This is a genomic window from Kosakonia oryziphila, from assembly GCF_900094795.1.
In the GTDB taxonomy this organism is placed as follows: Bacteria; Pseudomonadota; Gammaproteobacteria; order Enterobacterales; family Enterobacteriaceae; genus Kosakonia; species Kosakonia oryziphila.
Window position 1 is genome coordinate 45,284 of the sequence record NZ_FMBC01000014.1, and the last position, 18,933, is coordinate 64,216.

The following is an 18,933-nucleotide window of genomic DNA, read 5'->3' on the forward strand; positions in this document are numbered from 1 at the left end:
GGTTGCCGGGTAGTGGCAGGGTATACGCTGGGGATCATGCTCGGTATGGGTGTGATCGGCGTCTGGCTCGGGATGTTCCTCGACTGGGCGGTACGCGGCGTCTTCTTCTACTGGCGTATGGCGAGCGGCAGGTGGTTGTGGAAGTATCCCAGGCCGCAGAAAAGCGCCATTTCTGCGCAACCTGGAGAATAATTCGGCAAACGCGCCGAAAAACGCAAATCAGACTTTGACAAGGGCCAGGGGCATCGCTAATATTCGCCCCGTTCACACGATTCCTCTGTAGTTCAGTCGGTAGAACGGCGGACTGTTAATCCGTATGTCACTGGTTCGAGTCCAGTCAGAGGAGCCAGATTTAGAAAAGCCCGCTCAGGGAAACCCGAGCGGGCTTTTTGCTTTTATTGCACTGCGCATAAGAAGCATCAGGTGTATTAGCTCAGACTTGATCTGACGGTTTTCACTGGCAGCACACAATCAAATCTGGCAGTCTGCTTTGAGCGCAGGCTGTGTGAAAACTCATAGCTTTGAGTAGCCAAACAATATTTCTCATCTGTGTTTTGAGAATGCTGTTTAGTTAGCAGTCATCCACTCTGCAAGAGAATCGAGTGGCCGGAGTGACTTGTCAGCAGCGGTAACGTATTCACCGCCGCTGACATTCCTTTTTTAGCGATGCAGGCGTAATGCACTGGCAATAGAGGATATTGCCGCAATGGCGCAGGCAAGACCAAACACAAAAACAGCAAATTGTGCGCCGGCGAGACCGGTTAAACCGTTCAACAGCGCGATGACCATCGCCACCAGCGCCGCGCCAATGGACTGTCCTGCCGTCCTGGCCGTGGATAGCACGCCGGAGGCCGTTACGGTGCGATTTGCTGAGACATTGGCAAACATCTCCTTGTTGTTTGGCGGCAGGAATAAGCCATACCCCACCCCGCAAACGGCGACGCGCCACAGGAAATCATTCACCGTCGCGGCGTGCGGCAATAGCGCCAACGACCCTAAGCCAAGACAAAAGATAACCACCCCGGCGGTAGAAATTTGCGTCGGATTAAAACGGTTTGACAGTCTTCCCGCCACCGGGGCGCAGAAGGCGACAGCCACCGGCCACGGCGTAAAGATAAACGCCGATTCAAGCACTGAATAGTGATAGCTATGTTGCAACACAAACGGTAAGCCGACCAGCGCCATTCCCTGAGCCACGAACATAGAGACGGATGAAAGCACCGCAAAGGTATATTGACGTGAGCGAAATATATCCAGCGGCAATAACGGGTGCTTTGCTCGCGTCTGGGCGATAAAAAAGAAGGCAAATAATGCCACTGACGCCACCGCGCAATAGATCAGCGTACGGCTCTCCCAACGGCCAATTTGATCCACAGCCACCACCATTAAACCTAATGCCGCTGCCGAACTCAGAGCCCCTGCCCAATCAAAGCCCTTCTCCTTTTCGTTATCCACCCCTAATGAAATCAAGGAGAAGATAATCGCAGTGCCGCCAAGCGGGATATTGATATAGAAAAGCCACGGCCAGGAAAGATACGAGATGATAAGTCCGCCCAACGCCGGACCGATAGCCGTACCAACCGCGAAGGCCAGCGCATTCAGACCGAATATCGTTCCTAGCGCGTGGGGTGGAAAAATAACCCGATACAAGCCCAGCCCCACGCTTATCATGACTGCATAGCTTACCCCTTGCAGTATCCGCATGGTAACCAGTACACCAAAGGTCGGCGCAAGGCTACAGCCCAGCGAAGAGAGCGTAAATAACACCATTCCCGCCGTGTAAAAACGCTTCTCACCGATTCTGGTGCCCAGCGACGCGCAAATCAGCATCGTCGCCGCGCTGGCTACCTGATAGCCGTTGGTGATCCAGATACTGGACGCCGAATCGACCTGTAACGCACTGGCAATTGTGGGCAATGAGATATTGACAATAGAGCTATCCAGCGCCGCCATCAGCACGCCAATTAATATGGCCGCGGCGGCTAAATAGCGCCTCGGCGCCTCAAAGCCTTGATCAAGAGTACTACTACTTACCAACGACATATCCGCAGGTCCTTTATTAGAATGAAATTACGCGTACAGACTTTCGCTCGCGACGCTCGCCCCTTCGAGATAGGTCAACATCCCAAGCATCAGTACCTCCTCAGGCCGGGCGATAACCGGCGAGCGCGGCGTTTTCCACGGCTGCTTGCTGCCGTTTATACGGATGCTCCGCAGGAAGCAGTAAGCGGTGAGTACATAAAAGCGATTTCGCATATTTTCGCCCATTAGCGGCAGCAGTCCGGAAATGCCGCCAATTTCCGGAATTTCACTGAGAATATTGCCGTAATCTTGTTTCGCCAGAACAAACATGAGCGCGTCAGACATCGGCACCATTTTCACCGCGTCTTCAACTTCGGCCGCCAGCTCATGCCAGAACGAAAATGCAAAGCGCGAAAAGCCGAAAAGCGGATCGAGGCCACTGACGGAAAAATCAGGATCGATGAAGTGAGTCAATGAACGTTCTTCGTCATAAAGCACGTTGCCAAAATGAAAATTGAAATGAGCCTTTTCAACCGATCGGAATGCTTCACCGCGCGCCATCTCGATTGCTTTTTCGATAACCTCTCTGGCGGTAATGCTAAAACGGACGCCATTCAGTAAAACCGGCTTATCAAACAGATCGTGCGCAAATCGCGTAGCTTCCCACTCCTCCTGCAACCTGGCTGGCATATCGCTGACCTGTGCAGGTTGGTTTTCTATCTCCAGTCCAATCGCGGTTTGGATGTTCTCCAGGGCATTCAGAACGATTTTGCGCCGCGCCGCGAGCGTTCTTTGTTCATCAAGCACGATAGCCGATAGCGGAAGAGAGGCTTTCTTTTCCAGAACATAAAACTGACGTCCGGCGGCTAACCCCTCGTGTAAAACCGGCACCATCAGTTCCGGGTAAAGAGCATGTAACTCGCCTATTTGCTCAACCTCGGCCTTTAGCTTGCTATTAAAATCAGGGGACATGGCGGTTTTCACCACAAAACCAGAATTTAAAAAATCAACGGTATGGGAACGTGTCATTTTTCAATCTCCTGAAAGGTCGCCACTGGTAGCCCTTGGGCAATATTGCGCGCAACGGCGCGAACAACTGCGGTATACCCCACCGAATTGTTAACAAAGGACTGGATAATCACTTCGCTCAGATTCTGCTTCGCCAGATATGCGGGGCGAAGAATGAGTAAATGGTTGGCGTCAGAGAGAATTGTCGAACAGCGGCGCTCATAGGCATAAGCGCGTCCCCCGAGGGGCGACCGCGAGGCCATCACCACATGAGGATGCAGCTTGTTCACGCGCTCAATGGCAGCTTCAATTAAACCTGTCGTTAAAGCGCCGTTATCTTCCACGATAAAGCGGTTAATCTGATAACCAGGCGCATGAACTGGCGCGCGAAGCGACACCGTATTCACCAACGGCGCCCACGGCATAACTTTTTTCTGGCTCATGGCAATTTGCGAGAAGCTGGGTCGCAGATTGTCGCGGGCATCCTGCATACGGCCTTCAAACGAGCGAGTGCCAAGCACGCCATTCGGCGTATCTGGATGCACAATATCGGTTTCAACCGACACAATTTGCGAAGCGTTGCCATGGATAGCATTTAGTGCCTCAACCACAACACGTAATGAAGCATGCATCCCGTTGGTCTGGCAGGAACCCAAACAGTACATACCAGAACTTACTACCTTACGCTGAATCGTACTGATATCGTCACTCGTCAGATCGCCAAGGCAGCCATAGATACTTTTTAGGCTATCGGCCTCAGCGACGCCCAGTACTACATTGGCCAGCTCCTGCATATTGCGAGCCACAGGACTGTTCTGATCCATATCCTGTTTGCTGGTGGCAATAAAACCGATATCAAAGCGCCCGTCTACGGGTGGGCAGACTTTGGCTAAATCGCCAAAGAAAAAATGAATTTCACGACCGTCAATTTGCAGCGTATCGTCATTGATTATCTCGACCCGGGATTGGATGCCAGGTTGCGCCATCGCCAGACGCGCCACAATGCCATCAATCGGACGTAACTCCGGATAGTGTTTATCAGTAGCAGGCGGATTCGTCACTACGGTCTGCACCACGAAACCATCATTCTGCGGATCGTTTTGAATCAACAGGTTTGCGCCAATCTCTGCACCACAGCCAACCAGTATTGCCTTTTTCACTTCATTCACCTTTAGTGTTATAAATTTATGTCAATGATTCAGAAATGGATTAATGCCAGGAAAAAAGTTTCAGGAACTCATTAACAGACATAGTGTCAAACGCCGAGTCAGAGGTCAGGATATCGGCCAGTCTGTCCGCCCGATCGCGTAGCGGGCTGTCGGAAAGATTCAGATGGAATTTGGTTAGCAGTGCGTCAAAACATTCCTCACGGCGGCGGACGTGGCCCAGCGGATATTCAATAAGCTCGGCAATCTCCTCCGTCATTCCACGACATTTAATGTACAGCGCATTCGGGATCGCGCGTTTTTCCGGGGCGTAGTAGCTTTCGGTAAACGAAGGACGTTCAGTGCAGGTAATTTTGTGGCGTAAAGCTTCCAGTTGCGGATCGCAGGCCAATGGCTCATGGAAATCCCTAATCGTCAGATTTCCAGTTTGTAGCCCTACCGCTACCATATATTGCAGGCAGTGATCGCGATCGGCTGAGTTATTCAGCACACCTGATTTATCAATAATTTGAATCGCCGGACGCGTCGTTTCCACGCGAACATATTCGATTGATTCAGGTGAATAACCGGAAGCAAGTATTTTTTCACGCAGGTTAATTGCCGCCTCTACCGCGGTCTGAGCATGATATTCAGCAGGATTGGGAACTTTAAACAAAATATTATTGATGACGAAGTCTGAGAGATCTCGTGTCAGGTTGAACGACTGACCGCGTAGCACCGCATCATCAAATCCCCAGCGTTTAGCCGTTAACGCCGTCGGATACCCCATCTCATCGGCCTGGGCAAACAGCGCAAATTGCAGGCCACGAGCGGTGGCATCGCCGGCAGCCCATGATTTACGGGTGCCCGCATTAGGTGCATGACGGTAAGTTCTGAGCGCATGGCCATCAATTATCACGTTGGAAAGCGCACTCAGCGCCTGATCCTTAGATAATCCTATGATTTGTGCGGCTGCAATCGCCGAAGCCACCTTGACCAGCACGACATGATCAATACCTAGCGCATTAAAACAGTTCGACAGGCACAGTACGCCATGAATTTCATACGCCCTGACCATGGTGTTCAGGACCGCCGCCATACTCACCTCTGGCTGGGCGCTATCGGAGAGGCTCCGCCACGCGGCAGCGGCCAGGATTGCCCCAAGGTTATCGGACGGATGTCCCCACTCTTGCGCCAGCCAGGTATCGTTAAACTCAAGCCAGCGGATCATCGAACCAATTTGAAAAGCCGCTTCGATTGGCCCTAACCGCAATGGCGTCCCCATCACCGGGACCCCCTGAGGGTTGCGACTGAATTGCGCGCTGCGCATGAGTCTGGAACAGTCGGTATCTGTAGAGGCGGCTATCGCGCAGCCTATTGAATCCAGCAAACAAAAACGCGCCATCCAGAGCGTCTCATTATTAAAGGCTGTTTGCTCGTAGGCATAATCAACCAAATCGATCATTATTTTATCAAACTCAGCGTGCGCCATGTTTTATCCCATAAACGAAAAGAAGGTTTCATCAATACGAGTAATAAAGGCCAGAAAAGCGAGATAACCGAATACAAGTAGCTATGTAACCAATTGATTATAAAATAGATAATTGGCCTTACTGATGAAATCGTAATTGGCGTGGCAATAAAAAACCAGCGAATAAAATCGAGGTATTCATCGAAAAGGTTGATACCTTAATGATATTCAGCAGAGCATGGCTCATTGCAATGGAGATTCAGGGCATGCGAATTGATATACGAATAAGCTTATTGATGTCGAACGCCTTCGCTGTGACGCTCTCTGGCCAGCACTACCAACACTGGCAATTAGAAACATGATGACAAAACAAACGTTACAAATTATAAATGCGATTGCAACATTAAACCAACTTTTAGCATAAGGTCTCAAATGAAGCTAAGTGAACTTCTTGCGTTCGTGACGGTGGTGGAGACAGGGAATATAACCCAAGCCGCAGAGCGCCTGAATCGAGTGCAATCAAGCATTTCCCACCGAATTCGAAGTCTCGAGGACAACCTGGATGTCACCCTGTTAGACAGGAAAACCGAAGGATGCACCCCCACAGCGCAAGGCCAGATACTTTATGAGTATGCACTCAAAATTCTGAACCTGGCGGACGATTGCAAAAACAACATTTCCTACTCTAAAAGCAGTCAGTTGACGATAAGAGTTGGAATAATTGAATGTTTACCCCCCTATATTATTAGTTCCTTGATTGATTTAGGCCAGGAGCTGGGCTGGAACATCGACATATCAATCGGCAACACAATTAGTTTACTCAGCGCCTTTGATAAAAACGAATTTGATGCGGTAATTATTGGCGCCGGGTTTTCCAATACGCAACATGCACGTTCCACATTGCTCTCAAGTGAGCTGGTAATTATCACCGAGAAAAATCAACCTCCCATTACTGATATCTCCAGTCTGGATGGCGAAGTCTTTTTGCTCAGTAGCAAAAAATGTGCAACTTCTACGCGCAACTTCAATGTGCTGTTCAATGAAGGCAATATCACGCCAAAACGTGTCGTTGAATGCGGATCTTATCCAGTGCTTTTCTCAAGCATTGCTGCGGGTAAAGGGGTATCGTTGGTGTTGCGCTGTTCTATTAGTAGTGAAGTTAAGAGCAAGATTAAGATTCATCAGCTCCCCGGGCAGTTCAATGACTTCAAAATAGAGTTGGTGTACCGAACAGACTGTGCCTATCTGGATATCGCCAAATTCACCGGTATGATGACCTCTGTGTTCCAGGATCCCCGGCTGCGCGATATCGGTTATTAACTAACTCATATGAACTGCAAGAATTATGCTCGCACCATATTATAAAATACACCAACCTATTGAAGACGAGCGGTAAGGGTGATTAGTGGGGATATGTTGTCATTCAAGGAAAATCTCGTAGAAAGCTGCGGCTTTCATACTGATTAAGCAGTGAAGCGTGGGAGTGCATCTCATTGACGCATGCCTCCCACCAGAAATGCTGAATATTCAATCTGTCATCACGAGGGTTCGCGCAGGCTGACCAACCTTCTTTCCCGAAACTTTGCCAGGATCGTTTTCATCATTGGTACTTCGAAGTATTTGTATAAAAAAGCGGCGAAAGCAATTGACAGAACCAGCGCAACAGCGATGAGCCCAATCCCTTCAGCTAAATCAAATTTTCTTCCTGCCGTTAAATTCAAAAAATAAAACAGTACTAAGAAATGAACCATATAGAATGCATAAGAAATATCTCCTAACCAAACCGAGGTTGGCGAATTCAATGCAGTTTTTCTGGTTTTCAAGTCATCGCCAGCAAAAGAGGTAATTAACAAGCAAACAGGAATGATAAATACGACACTCATACTGAATTGGTATGGAATATACATAGAAGCAATATACGTTACCACCAGTAAGGCAAGTGATGCCGTTTTCGACAACATAATTGCCCGTCCATTGATGAGCAGTCGTGCAGCAAACATACCGGCCAGAAACTCAAAAATACGCGCCGGAGGGAAAATATACGAAAACCAGAAATGGTGTTGAGAAATAGGGAATGCTCCCATCATTTTATTCGGTTCAGCCCACAGATAGATCGCTATCTGTACTGCTAACGATGCCGTGGTGACCAACAACAGGGCCAGTAAATCATGCTTTGCCGGGATCGTCTTCATGATCCGGTAAAGGAATGGAAAAGAGAGATAAAACATCGCTTCGATGCACAAAGACCAACTCGGCCGGTTACCGACAAAAAAGTAATGTACATCGTTAAACCAGGTATTCACCAACAGCAGATTGGTCGACCATAATTTATATTGATAAATACTGACTGCACCAATTAAAAATGCAACCAGCCATGTCAGGAAATGCGTTGGATAAATTTTAGCAAAACGCCGCAGATAAAAATCACCAACGGTATCTGTATCTTTCGCGGACCATACCATGATAAACCCGCTCAAAATAAAGAAATATGACACTCCCAGCCAACCAGCTTTACCGACAATAACGGTATAGATATGTTGAATCGTCGGATTGGCGAATGGGGCGAGATCGCTGGGCAATGATGCATGAAATAAAAAAACTAAAAAAGCAGCCCAAAACCTGCTTCCGGTGATGGAAGGAAGCTTAGGCCGCACTGAAAATGCTCCTGCCGCTATTGATTGCATCCCAGGCGCAGGATGTGCTTCACCGTAAAGCTCATCACTACTCATTTTTTTTGTTATTATAGCACTCATTACACTCCTCCACAGATGGTATTTTTATATCGCCAAGTTATTCTGAAATAGAAATATGATTACTGGTATAAAAATTAATAACGGCAAAGCAGTATCGACTCGGATTAATGTCTATTACTTATCGGCAATAATACTATATCCTGAGTTAAGCTTTTTAATATAACCAAAACCTTGCTGACCAAAATGCATACCGCCGACAAGAATATGATCGGAACAGGCCATCTCAAGGATGCGCACTCGCGTCTCCGCTGCCAACTGTGGAGCATAATCAAAGGCGATAGTGACTTCCGGTTTTAATAGCTGAATATGTGGGAAATGCACAATATCCCCCCAAATCAATAGACTGTTATGACTGCCGACAATGCTATAGCCGGTATGTCCCGGAGTATGGCCTTTCAAGGGAATAGCACGTATGCCGGTAAGCACTTCACCGTCATCAATTAGCTGAAGCCGATCTTGATACTGTTTAAAAACGCTGCGCGCCAACAGGAAATTACCTTTAACGCGATCGCTGACCGTCGCAAACTGGTTATCGTCTTGCAGATAATCATATTCATCACGGCTGATGAATAGCTCCGCGCGAGGAAATATAGCTTCTCCCTGAGCATTGACCAGGCCACCAATATGATCGGGATGAGCATGAGTGAGTAGAACGGTATCAATATCATCTGGTTGCAAGCCCAGTTTAGCTAAATTATTAACTAAACCGCCCCCCCAACCTTTAATGCCACCTGCACCACTATCAATGAGGATATTCTTCCCCTGCTGTTGCACTAAAAAGGTATTGATATGAACTGAATTTGGTTCCTCAGGACAGGCTTTTTGCTGAATGGCCCTGCACTCCGCTTCATCTACATTTGCCAGTAGCCCGAAGTCAACCTGCAAGTAGCCATCGCTAACCGCAGTCACTAAGACATCCCCAAGGTCCTTCATTGGCAATTTTTCATTCATATTTTATCCTTTAATTTTTAGCGAAAATATTATTGGCTTGATAAATGAAACAGCGAATTCTCGCCACCACGCCGATCCTTTCTTTAATTAACAAATCAACCTGATGTAAAAATTCATTCATCACCGGCTCGCTACGAAATATTTCTTGTCTGAGTTTTGCCTCGACATAAACCGGCGTACCATAACCGATGTCAGCAGTGAGATAAGTAATGTGGATATTATTGTCTTTAGCCTGCAGTATCTCTTTGGCTAGATTTGCCAGGGCAGTCGAAAATTCAGCAAAGGCGGCGGAATCCAACCGATATTTTGCTGATGTAGATACAGTAATGCTGGGCATTTAGAAACTACTCCTGTGATAGGTATTTTAGCAACGTGGAACTACACGGTATGGGTGGTCACCAGACGCATGCGTTTAATCACATCTGGATTAACTACCGTGCCCAACTCGGCATCGCCTCGGCGGAGTTTATCCACCCATTCCATTCCTTTGGTGACCTGGCCAAAGACGGTATAGTTTTGATCTAAATATCGAGCACGGGTTGAGGTGATAAAAAATTGATGGCAAGCACTGTGCGGATTTCGCGATCTGGCCATGCCAATAGTGCCGCGTTCAAACGGCAGATCATTAATCTCGGCAGCCAGTTTTGGCATTACGCGGGGATCAAACCGCGTATTTTGTAGCGGCTCACCAGTTTGCGCCATAAACCCATCAATAACCCGAGCAAAAGGCATACCATCATAAAATTTAGACTGTACCAGTGTCTTAACCCGCGCCACGTGATTAGGGGCAATATCAGAAAATAACTTTATCGTGACGATGCCACTATTCAACTCCATCTCAATAGTATCATCTGCAGAACCTAGCCATTTTAATGCGGCAGGCAGCGCGACGGCGCCCGCACATAATCCCAGGCAGCCGCCAATAAATAACCGACGATTCATATCATTTACTCCATTCTGGCGACAGAAATTACCGCCTGCCGCTGCATTTGCTCATTAGCCGCGCTGATTGGCCCCTTATCGGGGCATTGATTCATTAATGCGTTTGCGCTTTCTCAATAAATGTAATGATCTCCTCGGTAAGCGCATCCGGTTTTTCTAAATTAGGTAAATGTGAAGCACCGGGGATAACATGTAATTCGGCATTACGCTTTTGCGCCAGACGTTGCGCGTAGTCTTGCGGGGTCAGCTTATCTTCCGCTCCTCTGACTATAACCGCGCTGACGCCGGGGATATTCATATTCGTCAAATCAGTATCGGCAATAGCTAAAGAACACCCCGAGAAAGCTTCGACCGTTGTATTGCGCAGCATTTTCCTCAGGCCATCAGCTTCAGGCGAGTCGATAAATTGCGGCGTGACCCAATTACTGATAATTCCTCTCTCAAGATGCTCAAGACCATGCTGGAAAACATCCTCCGCCCTTGCGCGCCATAGCGATGGCGGAGCGGCATTCACCAGCGAAGTATCAATAATCACCATCCCCTGTACGCGTTGTGGTAATTTGAAGCCAATCCATTGTGCTATCGTGCCGCCAATTGAAACACCTACGACATAGAATTTATTGATTTTCAGATGATCGACGACAGCAATAACATCATTGGTAAGATCTTCCATTGAAAAAGGTAACGCGTCGACCGCACTTAGCCCATGACCGCGAATATCCAGGCGGACTACTCGATAACGCTCGGTTAATCGCGGCATTTGCAGATCCCAAAGATGCATATCCGTTCCTAACGAGTGAAGAAGAATCACTGTCGTCGCATTTTCCGGGCCCTGTACATCGACGTGCTGAGTTAATTTCAGTGGTCGGATAAACATTTAAAATCTCCGTATGCTTATTTTTACTTTTATCATTTACTCCGGATGTCGATACACAGCCTCAGGTGCGCTGTTATATCAATGGAATCTTTATCTGTTTAAGCTATCCTGCAAGCGCACTTTTCAGGAGAATCGCAAAGATATTTCCCGCATTAACATCGGATAAATGTTCTTATCTTGTTAGCACTAATAATATTATTAGAGTAATTTTATCCTGTGCTCTAACGGATAATTTCGATATCGCTATCGAATTTATTGATGCGTAAAAGAAACGTATCCCATTCCCATTCCCATTCCCCTTCCTACTACGCTTAACGCTCGATCTCATAAAAAAGGCTCAACCATGAATATTGATTTATCAGGGAGAATCACGCTGGTGACGGCATCTTTGGGGCTGTTTTTCATGCAATGGGCTACACGCCAACGGTGGCCTGCATCGCTGCATGGCGGGCTACTTTACGAGGATTACAGTCGGCGTGGGCAACTGAACTGAAAAACGCGATGAACATGAGTACAAACAAACCTGTTTTCATTGCAAGCCCCTCAGTTGATAACAACACGTCACAAGTCAAATGTAGCCACTCTCACCGCATTCTATGCGGAGGCGGATCCCGGCCCGGACAGGATCCGGGCCAGCGCAATACAGTAGCGACAAAGTTCAGTGCATTCAGGATCAAAACGTGGAGAACTAACAGGAAGTCTGTCAACGGTCAGGCTTTCGACAAGATGGGGGGGAACGGGCTCTAACATATCGGGCCGGCTTTTTGGTGTTCAGCAATAATCAGCGCCAGGTTGCCCCGGCGCTTTTAATTAGTTTGCCTGCACGCACAGCGGTGCAGTGGCAGCAATCAGCCACTCGCGGGCGTTGCTGCTGACCCGCGGTAACAGCGTTTCACGCACCTGCTGGTGATAATCATCCAGCCACTGCTTCTCCTGTTCGCTCAGCAGGCTCCACTCCACCTGGCTTAAATCGATGGGGATCAGCGTCAGGGACGAGAAGCGGCAGAAACCGGGCTGGCTTTCCACCACTTCCGCCTGATTTTCGATACGAATACCATAGCGATCCGCCAGATAGTAACCCGGTTCGATGGTCAAAATATTACCGGCGCTGAGCGGCCACGGGTTGACCTTTTTCGCAATGCGCTGCGGCTGTTCGTGGATCAGCAACTGGTGGCCGACGCCGTGTCCGGTGCCGTGATCGAAATCCAGCCCCAGATCCCAGAGCGCGCGGCGGGCAAAGGCGTCAAGCTGATGGCCGTGCGTACCGGCAGGGAATTGCAGGGTAAACATCGACAGAAAGCCTTTCAGCACGGCGGTGTAGTGCAGGCGCTGTTGCGCATCCAGCGGGCCAAACGACAGGGTACGCGTGGCGTCAGTGGTGCCGTTCTGGTACTGGCCGCCGGAATCGTTCAGGTAGAAGTTCGCGCCAGTGATGGCTTTGTTGGTTTTTTCGCTGCTGTGGTAGTGGCACATGGCAGCATTACTGGCTGAAGCCGAAATGGTACTGAAACTCTGCTCGATAAACCCGGCCTGTTGCTGGCGAAATTCCAGTTGCTTCTGCTGGGCTTCCAGTTCGGTGACCGGGTTACCCGCAGCTTCACGCGCCGGAACTTCCTGCGCCAGCCACGCCAGAAAATTCACCCACGCCGCGCCATCCTGCTGGTGGCTTTCACGGTAGCCCGCCAGCTCAATGGGATTTTTATGCGCTTTGATAAAGGTGATCGGATCCGCGCTCCACAGCACTTCGCCACCCTGTTGTTCGATGGCAAAACGCAGTGCGACGGGGGCAAAATCACCGTCGAGCAGGATCCGTTTACCTGGCGCAACCTGCTGGCAGCGCGGCAGAAAGGCGTCGAAATCACTCAGCGTCAGCGTGGCCTTCACTTCAGCAGACAGCGCCGTTGTTTTTCGCGGATCGACAAACCACTCCACCGCGCCATCATGGCTCAATAGGGCAAAAGAGTGTGCTACCGGGTTCATCGCAATGTCGGAGCCACGAATATTCAACAGCCAGGCAATGTTATCCGGCAGGGTGATAGCAAGAAAATCCGCCCCTTTTTCTGCCAGCACTTGCGCAATGCGTGCGCGTTTATCGGCACTGCTTTCGCCGCTGATGGCGACGGGCATTTCACGGATCACACCGCAGGGTGCCGCCGGGCGATCGCGCCAGATGGCATCGAACGGATCGCGCGTCAGCGCCACCAGTTCGCAGTGGGTTGCGTCAAGGGCGGTAAACTGGCTGTTGACCATCAGCAGCGGTTCGAAACCGATACGGCTTCCGGCGGGCAACGCAGCAAGAACTTGATCCAGCGGCTCGTTGTGCAGGTGATGAATTTCAAAGGCGTGCAGATCCACTTCGCTGCGTACCTGTACCTGGTAGCGACCATCGACAAACATTAACGCGCGATCGCGCAGTACCAGCGCCAGCCCGGCTGAGCCAGTAAAACCGGTGAGCCACTGCAATTTATTATCGTGTGGGGCGCAGTCTTCGCTCTGATGCGCATCGGCACGCGGCACAATGATACCGTCAAGCTCCAGCGCGACGAGCTGATCGCGTAACGCCTGTAACGGTGTTGCGGTTTGCATAGTTAATCCTTTTTCTTATCTGAACGGCGGTTCGTTAAAGGTGCGCAGCTTACGGGAGTGCAGGCGATCGCCCTCCGCCCGCAGCAGGTCAATCGCCCGAATGCCAATTTGCAGGTGCTCGGAAATGGCCCCTTCATAAAAACGGTTCGCCTGGCCGGGCAGTTTGATCTCGCCGTGCAGCGGTTTATCCGATACGCACAGCAGCGTGCCGTAAGGAACACGGAAGCGGTAACCCTGTGCGGCGATGGTGGCGCTTTCCATATCAATCGCCACGGCGCGGCTCAGGTTAAAACGCAGCGCCGAGGCGGAATAGCGCAGTTCCCAGTTACGATCATCGGTAGTGACTACCGTACCGGTACGCAGGCGCTGTTTGACCTCTTCGCCTGGCATATCGCTTACCTCTTTGGTGGCGTCATACAGTGCGCGCTGTACTTCGGCGATGCTCGGGATCGGGATATCCGGCGGCAGTACCGCATCCAGCACATGGTCGTCGCGCAGGTAGGCGTGCGCCAGCACGTAATCGCCAATCTCCTGGCTTTCACGTAATCCGCCACAGTGGCCAATCATCAGCCAGACATCCGGGCGCAGCACAGCGAGGTGATCGCAGATGGTTTTGGCGTTTGACGGCCCGACGCCAATATTCACCAGCGTGATCCCCTGGCCGTCTGCGGTTACCAGGTGCCAGGCGGGCATCTGATGCTTTTTCCACGCCAGATCGGAAATTGCCTGCTCCGGCGCTTCGGTATCGGCGGTGATCCAGTGCCCGCCCGCGCAAGAGAGCGCGACATAGGGGCTTTCTGGATCGAGGATCTGGCTGCAACCCCAGCGCACAAACTCATCCACATAGCGGGTGTAGTTGGTGAACAGAACAAATGGCTGGAAATGCTCGGCCGGGGTGCCGGTGTAGTGGCGCAGGCGCGCCAGCGAAAAATCCACACGGCGGGCATCAAAATGCGAAAGCGGATACAACTCAGTCGGGTGGAACAAGCCATCAGCGGTTTCATCGCCAATTTGCGCCAGTTCGGTGGTCGGGAAGTGGCGCGTCAGACCAGCGCTCATCGAGCGATCCAGCGTCAGCTCGGAACCATCAATCACATACGGGTAGGGGATCTCATGGGCTGAGAGGCCAACTTCGATCTGCGCCCCGTAGTCCTGGCACAGTAACGTCAATTGTTCGAGTAAATAGGTGCGAAACAGTGCAGGGCGGGTGATGGTAGTGGTATAGCAGCCGGAGTGGGTGAAGCGGGCATAAGCGCGGGTTTTTGGCGGTTTCGTCGCGCTGCCGTTCCAGCTTACTGACAGCGACGGGTAGACGAACAACCCCTGTGCGCGGACGTCTGCTGCCGGGAGTTCACCATTTTCAATATAGCGGCCAATGGCGTGGCGCAGTGCATTGACCGAACGGTCATACAGCGCCTCCAGTTGATCCAGCGCTTGCTCCGGTGTCAGGTGTGCGCCTTTATTCATCGTTATCTCCTTGTCTGCTTCTACGGCGGTTCCCGATAGTATGTCACAGGAGTGTGAAACAAAAGCCGCGCGGGCGGGGGATTCAGAGGAAACGGGGGCAGCGCCCGGCGCAACAGTGCGCGCCGGGAAAGGGATTAGCCGCTGATTTTCACCAGCGTGCGGCCCTGGATTTTATTTTGCAGGAAATCGGCAGCGGTTGCTGGTACCTGTTCCAGCGCGATTTCCGTTGCCGCTTGCTGGTAGTAGCTCTGTGGCAGGATGCGGGCGAGGTTTTCCCATACTGCCGGACGTTGCGCCGTCGGCACCATTACCGAATCCACGCCTTGCAGGCGGACGTTGCGCAGGATAAACGGCATGACGGTGGTCGGCAGATCGAAACCGCCCGCCAGGCCACAGGCCGCCACGCAACCGCCATAGTTAGTCTGCGCCAGCACTTTCGCCAGCACATGGCTGCCAACAGTATCGACCGCGCCGACCCACAGTTGTGTCTCCAGCGGACGCGTCTGTTCGAAATCGCTGCGCGGCAGGATCTCGTCAGCACCCAACTGGCGCAGGAAATCGTGGGTGGATTCGCGGCCAGTGACGGCGGCAACGCGATAACCCAGCGCTTTCAGCAGTACCACGGCGGTGCTGCCCACGCCGCCGCTGGCGCCGGTGACAAGCACTGTGCCGTCCTGCGGTTTCACTCCGGCTTTCTGCAATGCCATGACGCACAGCATGGCAGTAAAACCGGCGGTGCCGATGATCATCGCATGACGTGCGCTTAAACTTTCCGGCAGAGGAACCAGCCAGTCACCTTTCACGCAGGCTTGCGCCGCAAGGCCGCCCCAATGGTTTTCACCCACGCCCCAGCCGGTCAGAATAACCGCCTGGCCCGGCACAAAGCGCGGGTCGCGGCTTTCGCTGACGCGGCCCGAAAAATCGATGCCCGGCACCATCGGGAACTGGCGAATGATTTTGCCTTTACCGGTGATGGCCAGCGCGTCTTTATAGTTGAGACTGGACCAGTCAATATCGACCCGGACATCGCCCTCGGCCAGCGCGGGCAGCGCCACGTCTTTGATTTCTGCCAGGGTTTTATTCTCAAGCTGTTCCAGAACTAATGCTTTCATGACTGCGTTTTCCTCGTCGGATAACGTTGATTATTCGGCAGTTTTGCCGTTCTGTGCAGGTGTTATTTTGCTGTAATGCTGTGCCGGAAGAACGCCCAGAACTGGTTGAGGGGATCCACAGAGCGGAACAGTTTGGCGCGCATCACTGCACCTTCCCAGCCAGACCAGAACTGGCGCGCCAGTTCACGGGGCTGTGCGTCTGTTGCCAGCTCGCCGCGCAGTTTTGCCTCGTTCAGGCAGCTTGCGACACGGCTTTCCCACGCGTCGAGGATCGCCCGCAGGCGTTCGGGGAAGGTTTCTGGTAAAAGTGGTGTTTCCTGTAGCAGGTTGCCGACCAGGCAGCCGCGACGGAAATCGTATTTCGCCATCCCCTGGCCGGCATGCAGCACAAAGGCTTCTATCCGTTGCAGCGGGGCGTGTTGTGTATCGAGTAAAAACGTGTCGAGTTTATGCGCGAAGAAGCAGCCATAGGCGTCGATCACCGCCATACCGAATTCATGCTTGCTCTTGAAGCAGTGGTAGAACGAGCCTTTTGGCACGGCGATGTTTTTGATCACCGCATCAATTCCGGCTGCTAAATAGCCGGTTTCGGTGATCACTTCGAGACCGGAACGAATCAACTCCTGGCGAGTATCTGTGAAGTCACGTTCCACCTTTGGCGGACGCCCGCGACGGGGTTTTTCCAGCGCTGCCGTTTCGTTACTCATAATTTAGACCGATTGGTTTTAATTCGCTACAGGCTACGCCGATGATAAATGCTAAGCAAGCTAAGGGCATGAAAAAAAGCCCGCAAAAAATCGCGGGCCTTGCAGAGGTATGTTACCGACGGGCGTAGTGGCTTCCCTTGCGCACCCGTGGGTAGACCGGACTAGGCCGTCGTATTGATATTACGACCAATTGCCGGGTTGGACGGTAACTGAGGGATCTGCTGAATGATATCGGAAGCCATCGACTTCTGAGCATCCAGCGCCTTTTTGAGCACCAGCGTACTGACCTGCCCATCAAGCTGCCAGGAGTCCAGGCTGCTGGCCAGAGAGGCTATTTGTATCGGGTCCATTTCGATCATCCTGTGTTGTAGAACAAACAACCAAAGAACAGTTATGAATATAACTGCACAGAATTTATCGGCAGCAGGTGATGAATCTTTAGGCGGAGCACGGGGATCTCCTCAGAGGACAAAATCAGTATGTCGGAAGGTCTCTAAAAGTGAATGGTTCGTTTTGCAGGGATGCTTACAGAACGAGCTTTACCAGTATTTTTACCAGCAAATGAGGATGGCTTTGAGTGGTTTTGAATGAATGAGTGTGAAACTAAAAAAGGGTGATAACCAATTGATCAAAAGCAAAAAGCCCGCTCGTAAGCAGGCTTCTTAAATCTGGCTCCTCTGACTGGACTCGAACCAGTGACATACGGATTAACAGTCCGCCGTTCTACCGACTGAACTACAGAGGAATCGTGTGAACGGGGCGCATAGTACTGGCCCCGTACTGGTGTGTCAATACTAAATTTAACCTGCTGATTCAATTGGCTAATTAAAGCGCAATGTGCAGTTTTAATGTATCTGATTTATCCCTTCGGTGTAACCACCGGCCTGGCCGCGCAAGCGGTTGAGCGGATCCTGCTGGTAGAAGTGGCAGAAGCGCTGCCATAATGCCGGGAAACGCGGGGCGAAGAGTTCGGGAGCGCTAAAGAAATACTCCGACAGCACGGCGAAACATTCTGCGGGATCGGTTGCGGCATAGGCATCAATGCTGGCTGCGCTTTCTCCTACCAGATCGATTTCATCCTGAATATTACCCATGGCGGCGCGTAAATCATGCTCCCAGCCGGCCACTTCACGCAGTGGGATCAGCGGGATGCCGCTTGCTCTGTCGCCGTTACGTGTATCCAGCTTATGCGCCACTTCGTGGATAATCAGATTAAAGCCGGAAGCATCAAACGAATCCTGAATGTCGAGCCAGTTAAGGATGATCGGCCCCTGTTGCCAGCTCTGACCGGATTGCACCATGCGCTGGTTATGCACGAGGCCGATATCGTCTTGCCACTCATCGTCCACCACGAACGGTGCCGGGTAAATTAACACTTCGTGAAAACCATCCAGCCATTCAAGGCCCAGTTCCAGCACGGGCAGACAAAAGAGCAGACTAATGCGCGCGCTCTTTAAGGCATCCAGATCGAATCCTTGTAGCGGAACCAGCCGCTTTTGCTGTAAAAAGCGATCCGCAAGCTGAACAAGTTTAACCTGCTCATCAGGCGATAGATTTGCTAATACCGGGGCGTTTAGTGCTTCTTCCCACGGGAACGCCGTCTCATCAGCGGAGTCTTTTGTTTTCCAGGGCCACTTAATCATCGTTTTGCTCGCAAACTCGCCACTTGAACCAAATTAACGGGACAGGGTCTGTTAAAATGCCAAATTACCTGGCATCATGGCAGCCATCTGAACGGAGAGATGCCGGAGCGGCTGAACGGACCGGTCTCGAAAACCGGAGTAGGGGCAACTCTACCGGGGGTTCAAATCCCCCTCTCTCCGCCACTTCACCCAATCGGTTGTTTCTTACTGATTTCCTTCCTAAAATGCCTCACTTGTACTGCATGAATG

General features: G+C 51.1%; 15 protein-coding genes, 3 tRNA genes and 2 pseudogenes. 4 read left to right on the forward strand and 16 right to left on the reverse strand.

From position 1 onward, the window contains the following. Together GA0061070_RS08680 and GA0061070_RS08685 are read left to right on the forward strand one after the other, a co-directional pair. A pseudogene (locus GA0061070_RS08680) lies at positions 1–192 on the forward strand (FMN/FAD transporter); the annotation flags it as partial. Positions 193–273: 81 nt separating this feature from the next. Beyond that, positions 274–349 (forward strand) — tRNA-Asn (locus GA0061070_RS08685). Between the two features lie 311 nt (positions 350–660). On the opposite strand, the gene GA0061070_RS08690 is transcribed toward GA0061070_RS08685, so the two are convergent. The 4 genes from GA0061070_RS08690 to GA0061070_RS08705 are packed head-to-tail and all read right to left on the reverse strand — an operon-like array spanning position 661 to position 5,667. Then, a complete protein-coding gene (locus GA0061070_RS08690; protein ID WP_090135339.1) occupies positions 661–2,043 on the reverse strand; it encodes an MFS transporter in 1,383 nt (460 codons plus the stop codon). 27 nt (positions 2,044–2,070) lie between these two features. Beyond that, a complete protein-coding gene (locus GA0061070_RS08695) occupies positions 2,071–3,051 on the reverse strand; it encodes an aminoglycoside phosphotransferase family protein (RefSeq protein ID WP_090135341.1) in 981 nt (326 codons plus the stop codon). After that, positions 3,048–4,190 (reverse strand): hypothetical protein, encoded by a 1,143-nt coding sequence (locus tag GA0061070_RS08700; protein WP_090135343.1) that lies wholly within the window; start codon positions 4,188–4,190, stop codon positions 3,048–3,050. Before GA0061070_RS08700 ends, GA0061070_RS08695 begins: the two co-directional genes overlap by 4 nt. Positions 4,191–4,239: 49 nt before the next feature. Further along, on the reverse strand, positions 4,240–5,667 hold the full coding sequence (locus tag GA0061070_RS08705) for a bifunctional 2-methylcitrate dehydratase/aconitate hydratase (protein ID WP_090135345.1): 1,428 nt from the start codon (positions 5,665–5,667) through the stop codon (positions 4,240–4,242). A 411-nt stretch (positions 5,668–6,078) separates the two neighbouring features. On the opposite strand from GA0061070_RS08705, the gene GA0061070_RS08710 reads away from it, so the two are divergent. After that, entirely contained in the window at positions 6,079–6,966 is an 888-nt protein-coding gene (locus tag GA0061070_RS08710; RefSeq protein ID WP_090135347.1) for a LysR family transcriptional regulator, read from the forward strand. A 218-nt stretch (positions 6,967–7,184) separates the two neighbouring features. On the opposite strand, the gene GA0061070_RS08715 is transcribed toward GA0061070_RS08710, so the two are convergent. The 12 genes and pseudogenes from GA0061070_RS08715 to mtfA all read right to left on the reverse strand — a co-directional run bounded on the left by GA0061070_RS08715 (position 7,185) and on the right by mtfA (position 18,684). Continuing rightward, on the reverse strand, positions 7,185–8,399 hold the full coding sequence (locus GA0061070_RS08715; protein WP_090135349.1) for an acyltransferase family protein: 1,215 nt from the start codon (positions 8,397–8,399) through the stop codon (positions 7,185–7,187). 114 nt (positions 8,400–8,513) lie between these two features. Then, a complete protein-coding gene (locus GA0061070_RS08720; protein WP_090135351.1) occupies positions 8,514–9,350 on the reverse strand; it encodes an MBL fold metallo-hydrolase in 837 nt (278 codons plus the stop codon). Positions 9,351–9,360: 10 nt separating this feature from the next. Further along, positions 9,361–9,687, reverse strand: a complete 327-nt coding sequence (locus GA0061070_RS08725; RefSeq protein ID WP_090135353.1) for a hypothetical protein — start codon at positions 9,685–9,687, stop codon at positions 9,361–9,363. 41 nt (positions 9,688–9,728) lie between these two features. Beyond that, complete coding sequence (locus tag GA0061070_RS08730) at positions 9,729–10,292, reverse strand: peptidylprolyl isomerase (protein WP_090135354.1); 564 nt, start codon at positions 10,290–10,292, stop codon at positions 9,729–9,731. 94 nt (positions 10,293–10,386) lie between these two features. Then, on the reverse strand, positions 10,387–11,169 hold the full coding sequence (locus GA0061070_RS08735; protein WP_090135356.1) for an alpha/beta fold hydrolase: 783 nt from the start codon (positions 11,167–11,169) through the stop codon (positions 10,387–10,389). Between the two features lie 810 nt (positions 11,170–11,979). Next, a complete protein-coding gene (locus GA0061070_RS08745; RefSeq protein ID WP_090135358.1) occupies positions 11,980–13,755 on the reverse strand; it encodes an aminopeptidase P family protein in 1,776 nt (591 codons plus the stop codon). A 15-nt stretch (positions 13,756–13,770) separates the two neighbouring features. Continuing rightward, positions 13,771–15,222, reverse strand: a complete 1,452-nt coding sequence (locus GA0061070_RS08750; RefSeq protein WP_090135360.1) for an AMP nucleosidase — start codon at positions 15,220–15,222, stop codon at positions 13,771–13,773. A gap of 134 nt (positions 15,223–15,356) precedes the next feature. Then, on the reverse strand, positions 15,357–16,334 hold the full coding sequence (acuI, locus tag GA0061070_RS08755) for an acrylyl-CoA reductase (NADPH) (protein WP_090135362.1): 978 nt from the start codon (positions 16,332–16,334) through the stop codon (positions 15,357–15,359). A 30-nt stretch (positions 16,335–16,364) separates the two neighbouring features. After that, positions 16,365–17,041, reverse strand: a pseudogene (acuR, locus tag GA0061070_RS08760) (acrylate utilization transcriptional regulator AcuR). Between the two features lie 161 nt (positions 17,042–17,202). Further along, the gene (locus GA0061070_RS08765; RefSeq protein ID WP_090135366.1) at positions 17,203–17,391 is read right to left on the reverse strand and encodes a YjfB family protein; all 189 of its coding nucleotides are present in this window, start codon (positions 17,389–17,391) and stop codon (positions 17,203–17,205) included. 319 nt (positions 17,392–17,710) lie between these two features. After that, a tRNA-Asn gene (locus GA0061070_RS08770) sits at positions 17,711–17,786 on the reverse strand. A gap of 100 nt (positions 17,787–17,886) precedes the next feature. Beyond that, the gene (gene mtfA, locus GA0061070_RS08775) at positions 17,887–18,684 is read right to left on the reverse strand and encodes a DgsA anti-repressor MtfA (RefSeq protein WP_090135368.1); all 798 of its coding nucleotides are present in this window, start codon (positions 18,682–18,684) and stop codon (positions 17,887–17,889) included. Positions 18,685–18,777: 93 nt separating this feature from the next. Here mtfA and GA0061070_RS08780 point away from each other — a divergent pair. Continuing rightward, positions 18,778–18,867 (forward strand) — tRNA-Ser (locus GA0061070_RS08780). The last annotated feature ends 66 nt before the right edge of the window (positions 18,868–18,933 follow it).

Bases quoted from the DNA above. Each gene is read 5' to 3' on its own strand.
- GA0061070_RS08690 (WP_090135339.1), bottom strand. From the start codon at position 2,043: ATGTCGTTGGTAAGTAGTAGTACTCTTGATCAAGGCTTTGAGGCGCCG.
- GA0061070_RS08695 (WP_090135341.1), bottom strand. From the start codon at position 3,051: ATGACACGTTCCCATACCGTTGATTTTTTAAATTCTGGTTTTGTGGTG.
- GA0061070_RS08705 (WP_090135345.1), bottom strand. From the start codon at position 5,667: ATGGCGCACGCTGAGTTTGATAAAATAATGATCGATTTGGTTGATTAT.
- GA0061070_RS08710 (WP_090135347.1), top strand. From the start codon at position 6,079: ATGAAGCTAAGTGAACTTCTTGCGTTCGTGACGGTGGTGGAGACAGGG.
- GA0061070_RS08715 (WP_090135349.1), bottom strand. From the start codon at position 8,399: ATGAGTGCTATAATAACAAAAAAAATGAGTAGTGATGAGCTTTACGGT.
- GA0061070_RS08720 (WP_090135351.1), bottom strand. From the start codon at position 9,350: ATGAATGAAAAATTGCCAATGAAGGACCTTGGGGATGTCTTAGTGACT.
- GA0061070_RS08725 (WP_090135353.1), bottom strand. From the start codon at position 9,687: ATGCCCAGCATTACTGTATCTACATCAGCAAAATATCGGTTGGATTCC.
- GA0061070_RS08730 (WP_090135354.1), bottom strand. From the start codon at position 10,292: ATGAATCGTCGGTTATTTATTGGCGGCTGCCTGGGATTATGTGCGGGC.
- GA0061070_RS08735 (WP_090135356.1), bottom strand. From the start codon at position 11,169: ATGTTTATCCGACCACTGAAATTAACTCAGCACGTCGATGTACAGGGC.
- GA0061070_RS08745 (WP_090135358.1), bottom strand. From the start codon at position 13,755: ATGCAAACCGCAACACCGTTACAGGCGTTACGCGATCAGCTCGTCGCG.
- GA0061070_RS08750 (WP_090135360.1), bottom strand. From the start codon at position 15,222: ATGAATAAAGGCGCACACCTGACACCGGAGCAAGCGCTGGATCAACTG.
- acuI (WP_090135362.1), bottom strand. From the start codon at position 16,334: ATGAAAGCATTAGTTCTGGAACAGCTTGAGAATAAAACCCTGGCAGAA.
- GA0061070_RS08765 (WP_090135366.1), bottom strand. From the start codon at position 17,391: ATGGACCCGATACAAATAGCCTCTCTGGCCAGCAGCCTGGACTCCTGG.
- mtfA (WP_090135368.1), bottom strand. From the start codon at position 18,684: ATGATTAAGTGGCCCTGGAAAACAAAAGACTCCGCTGATGAGACGGCG.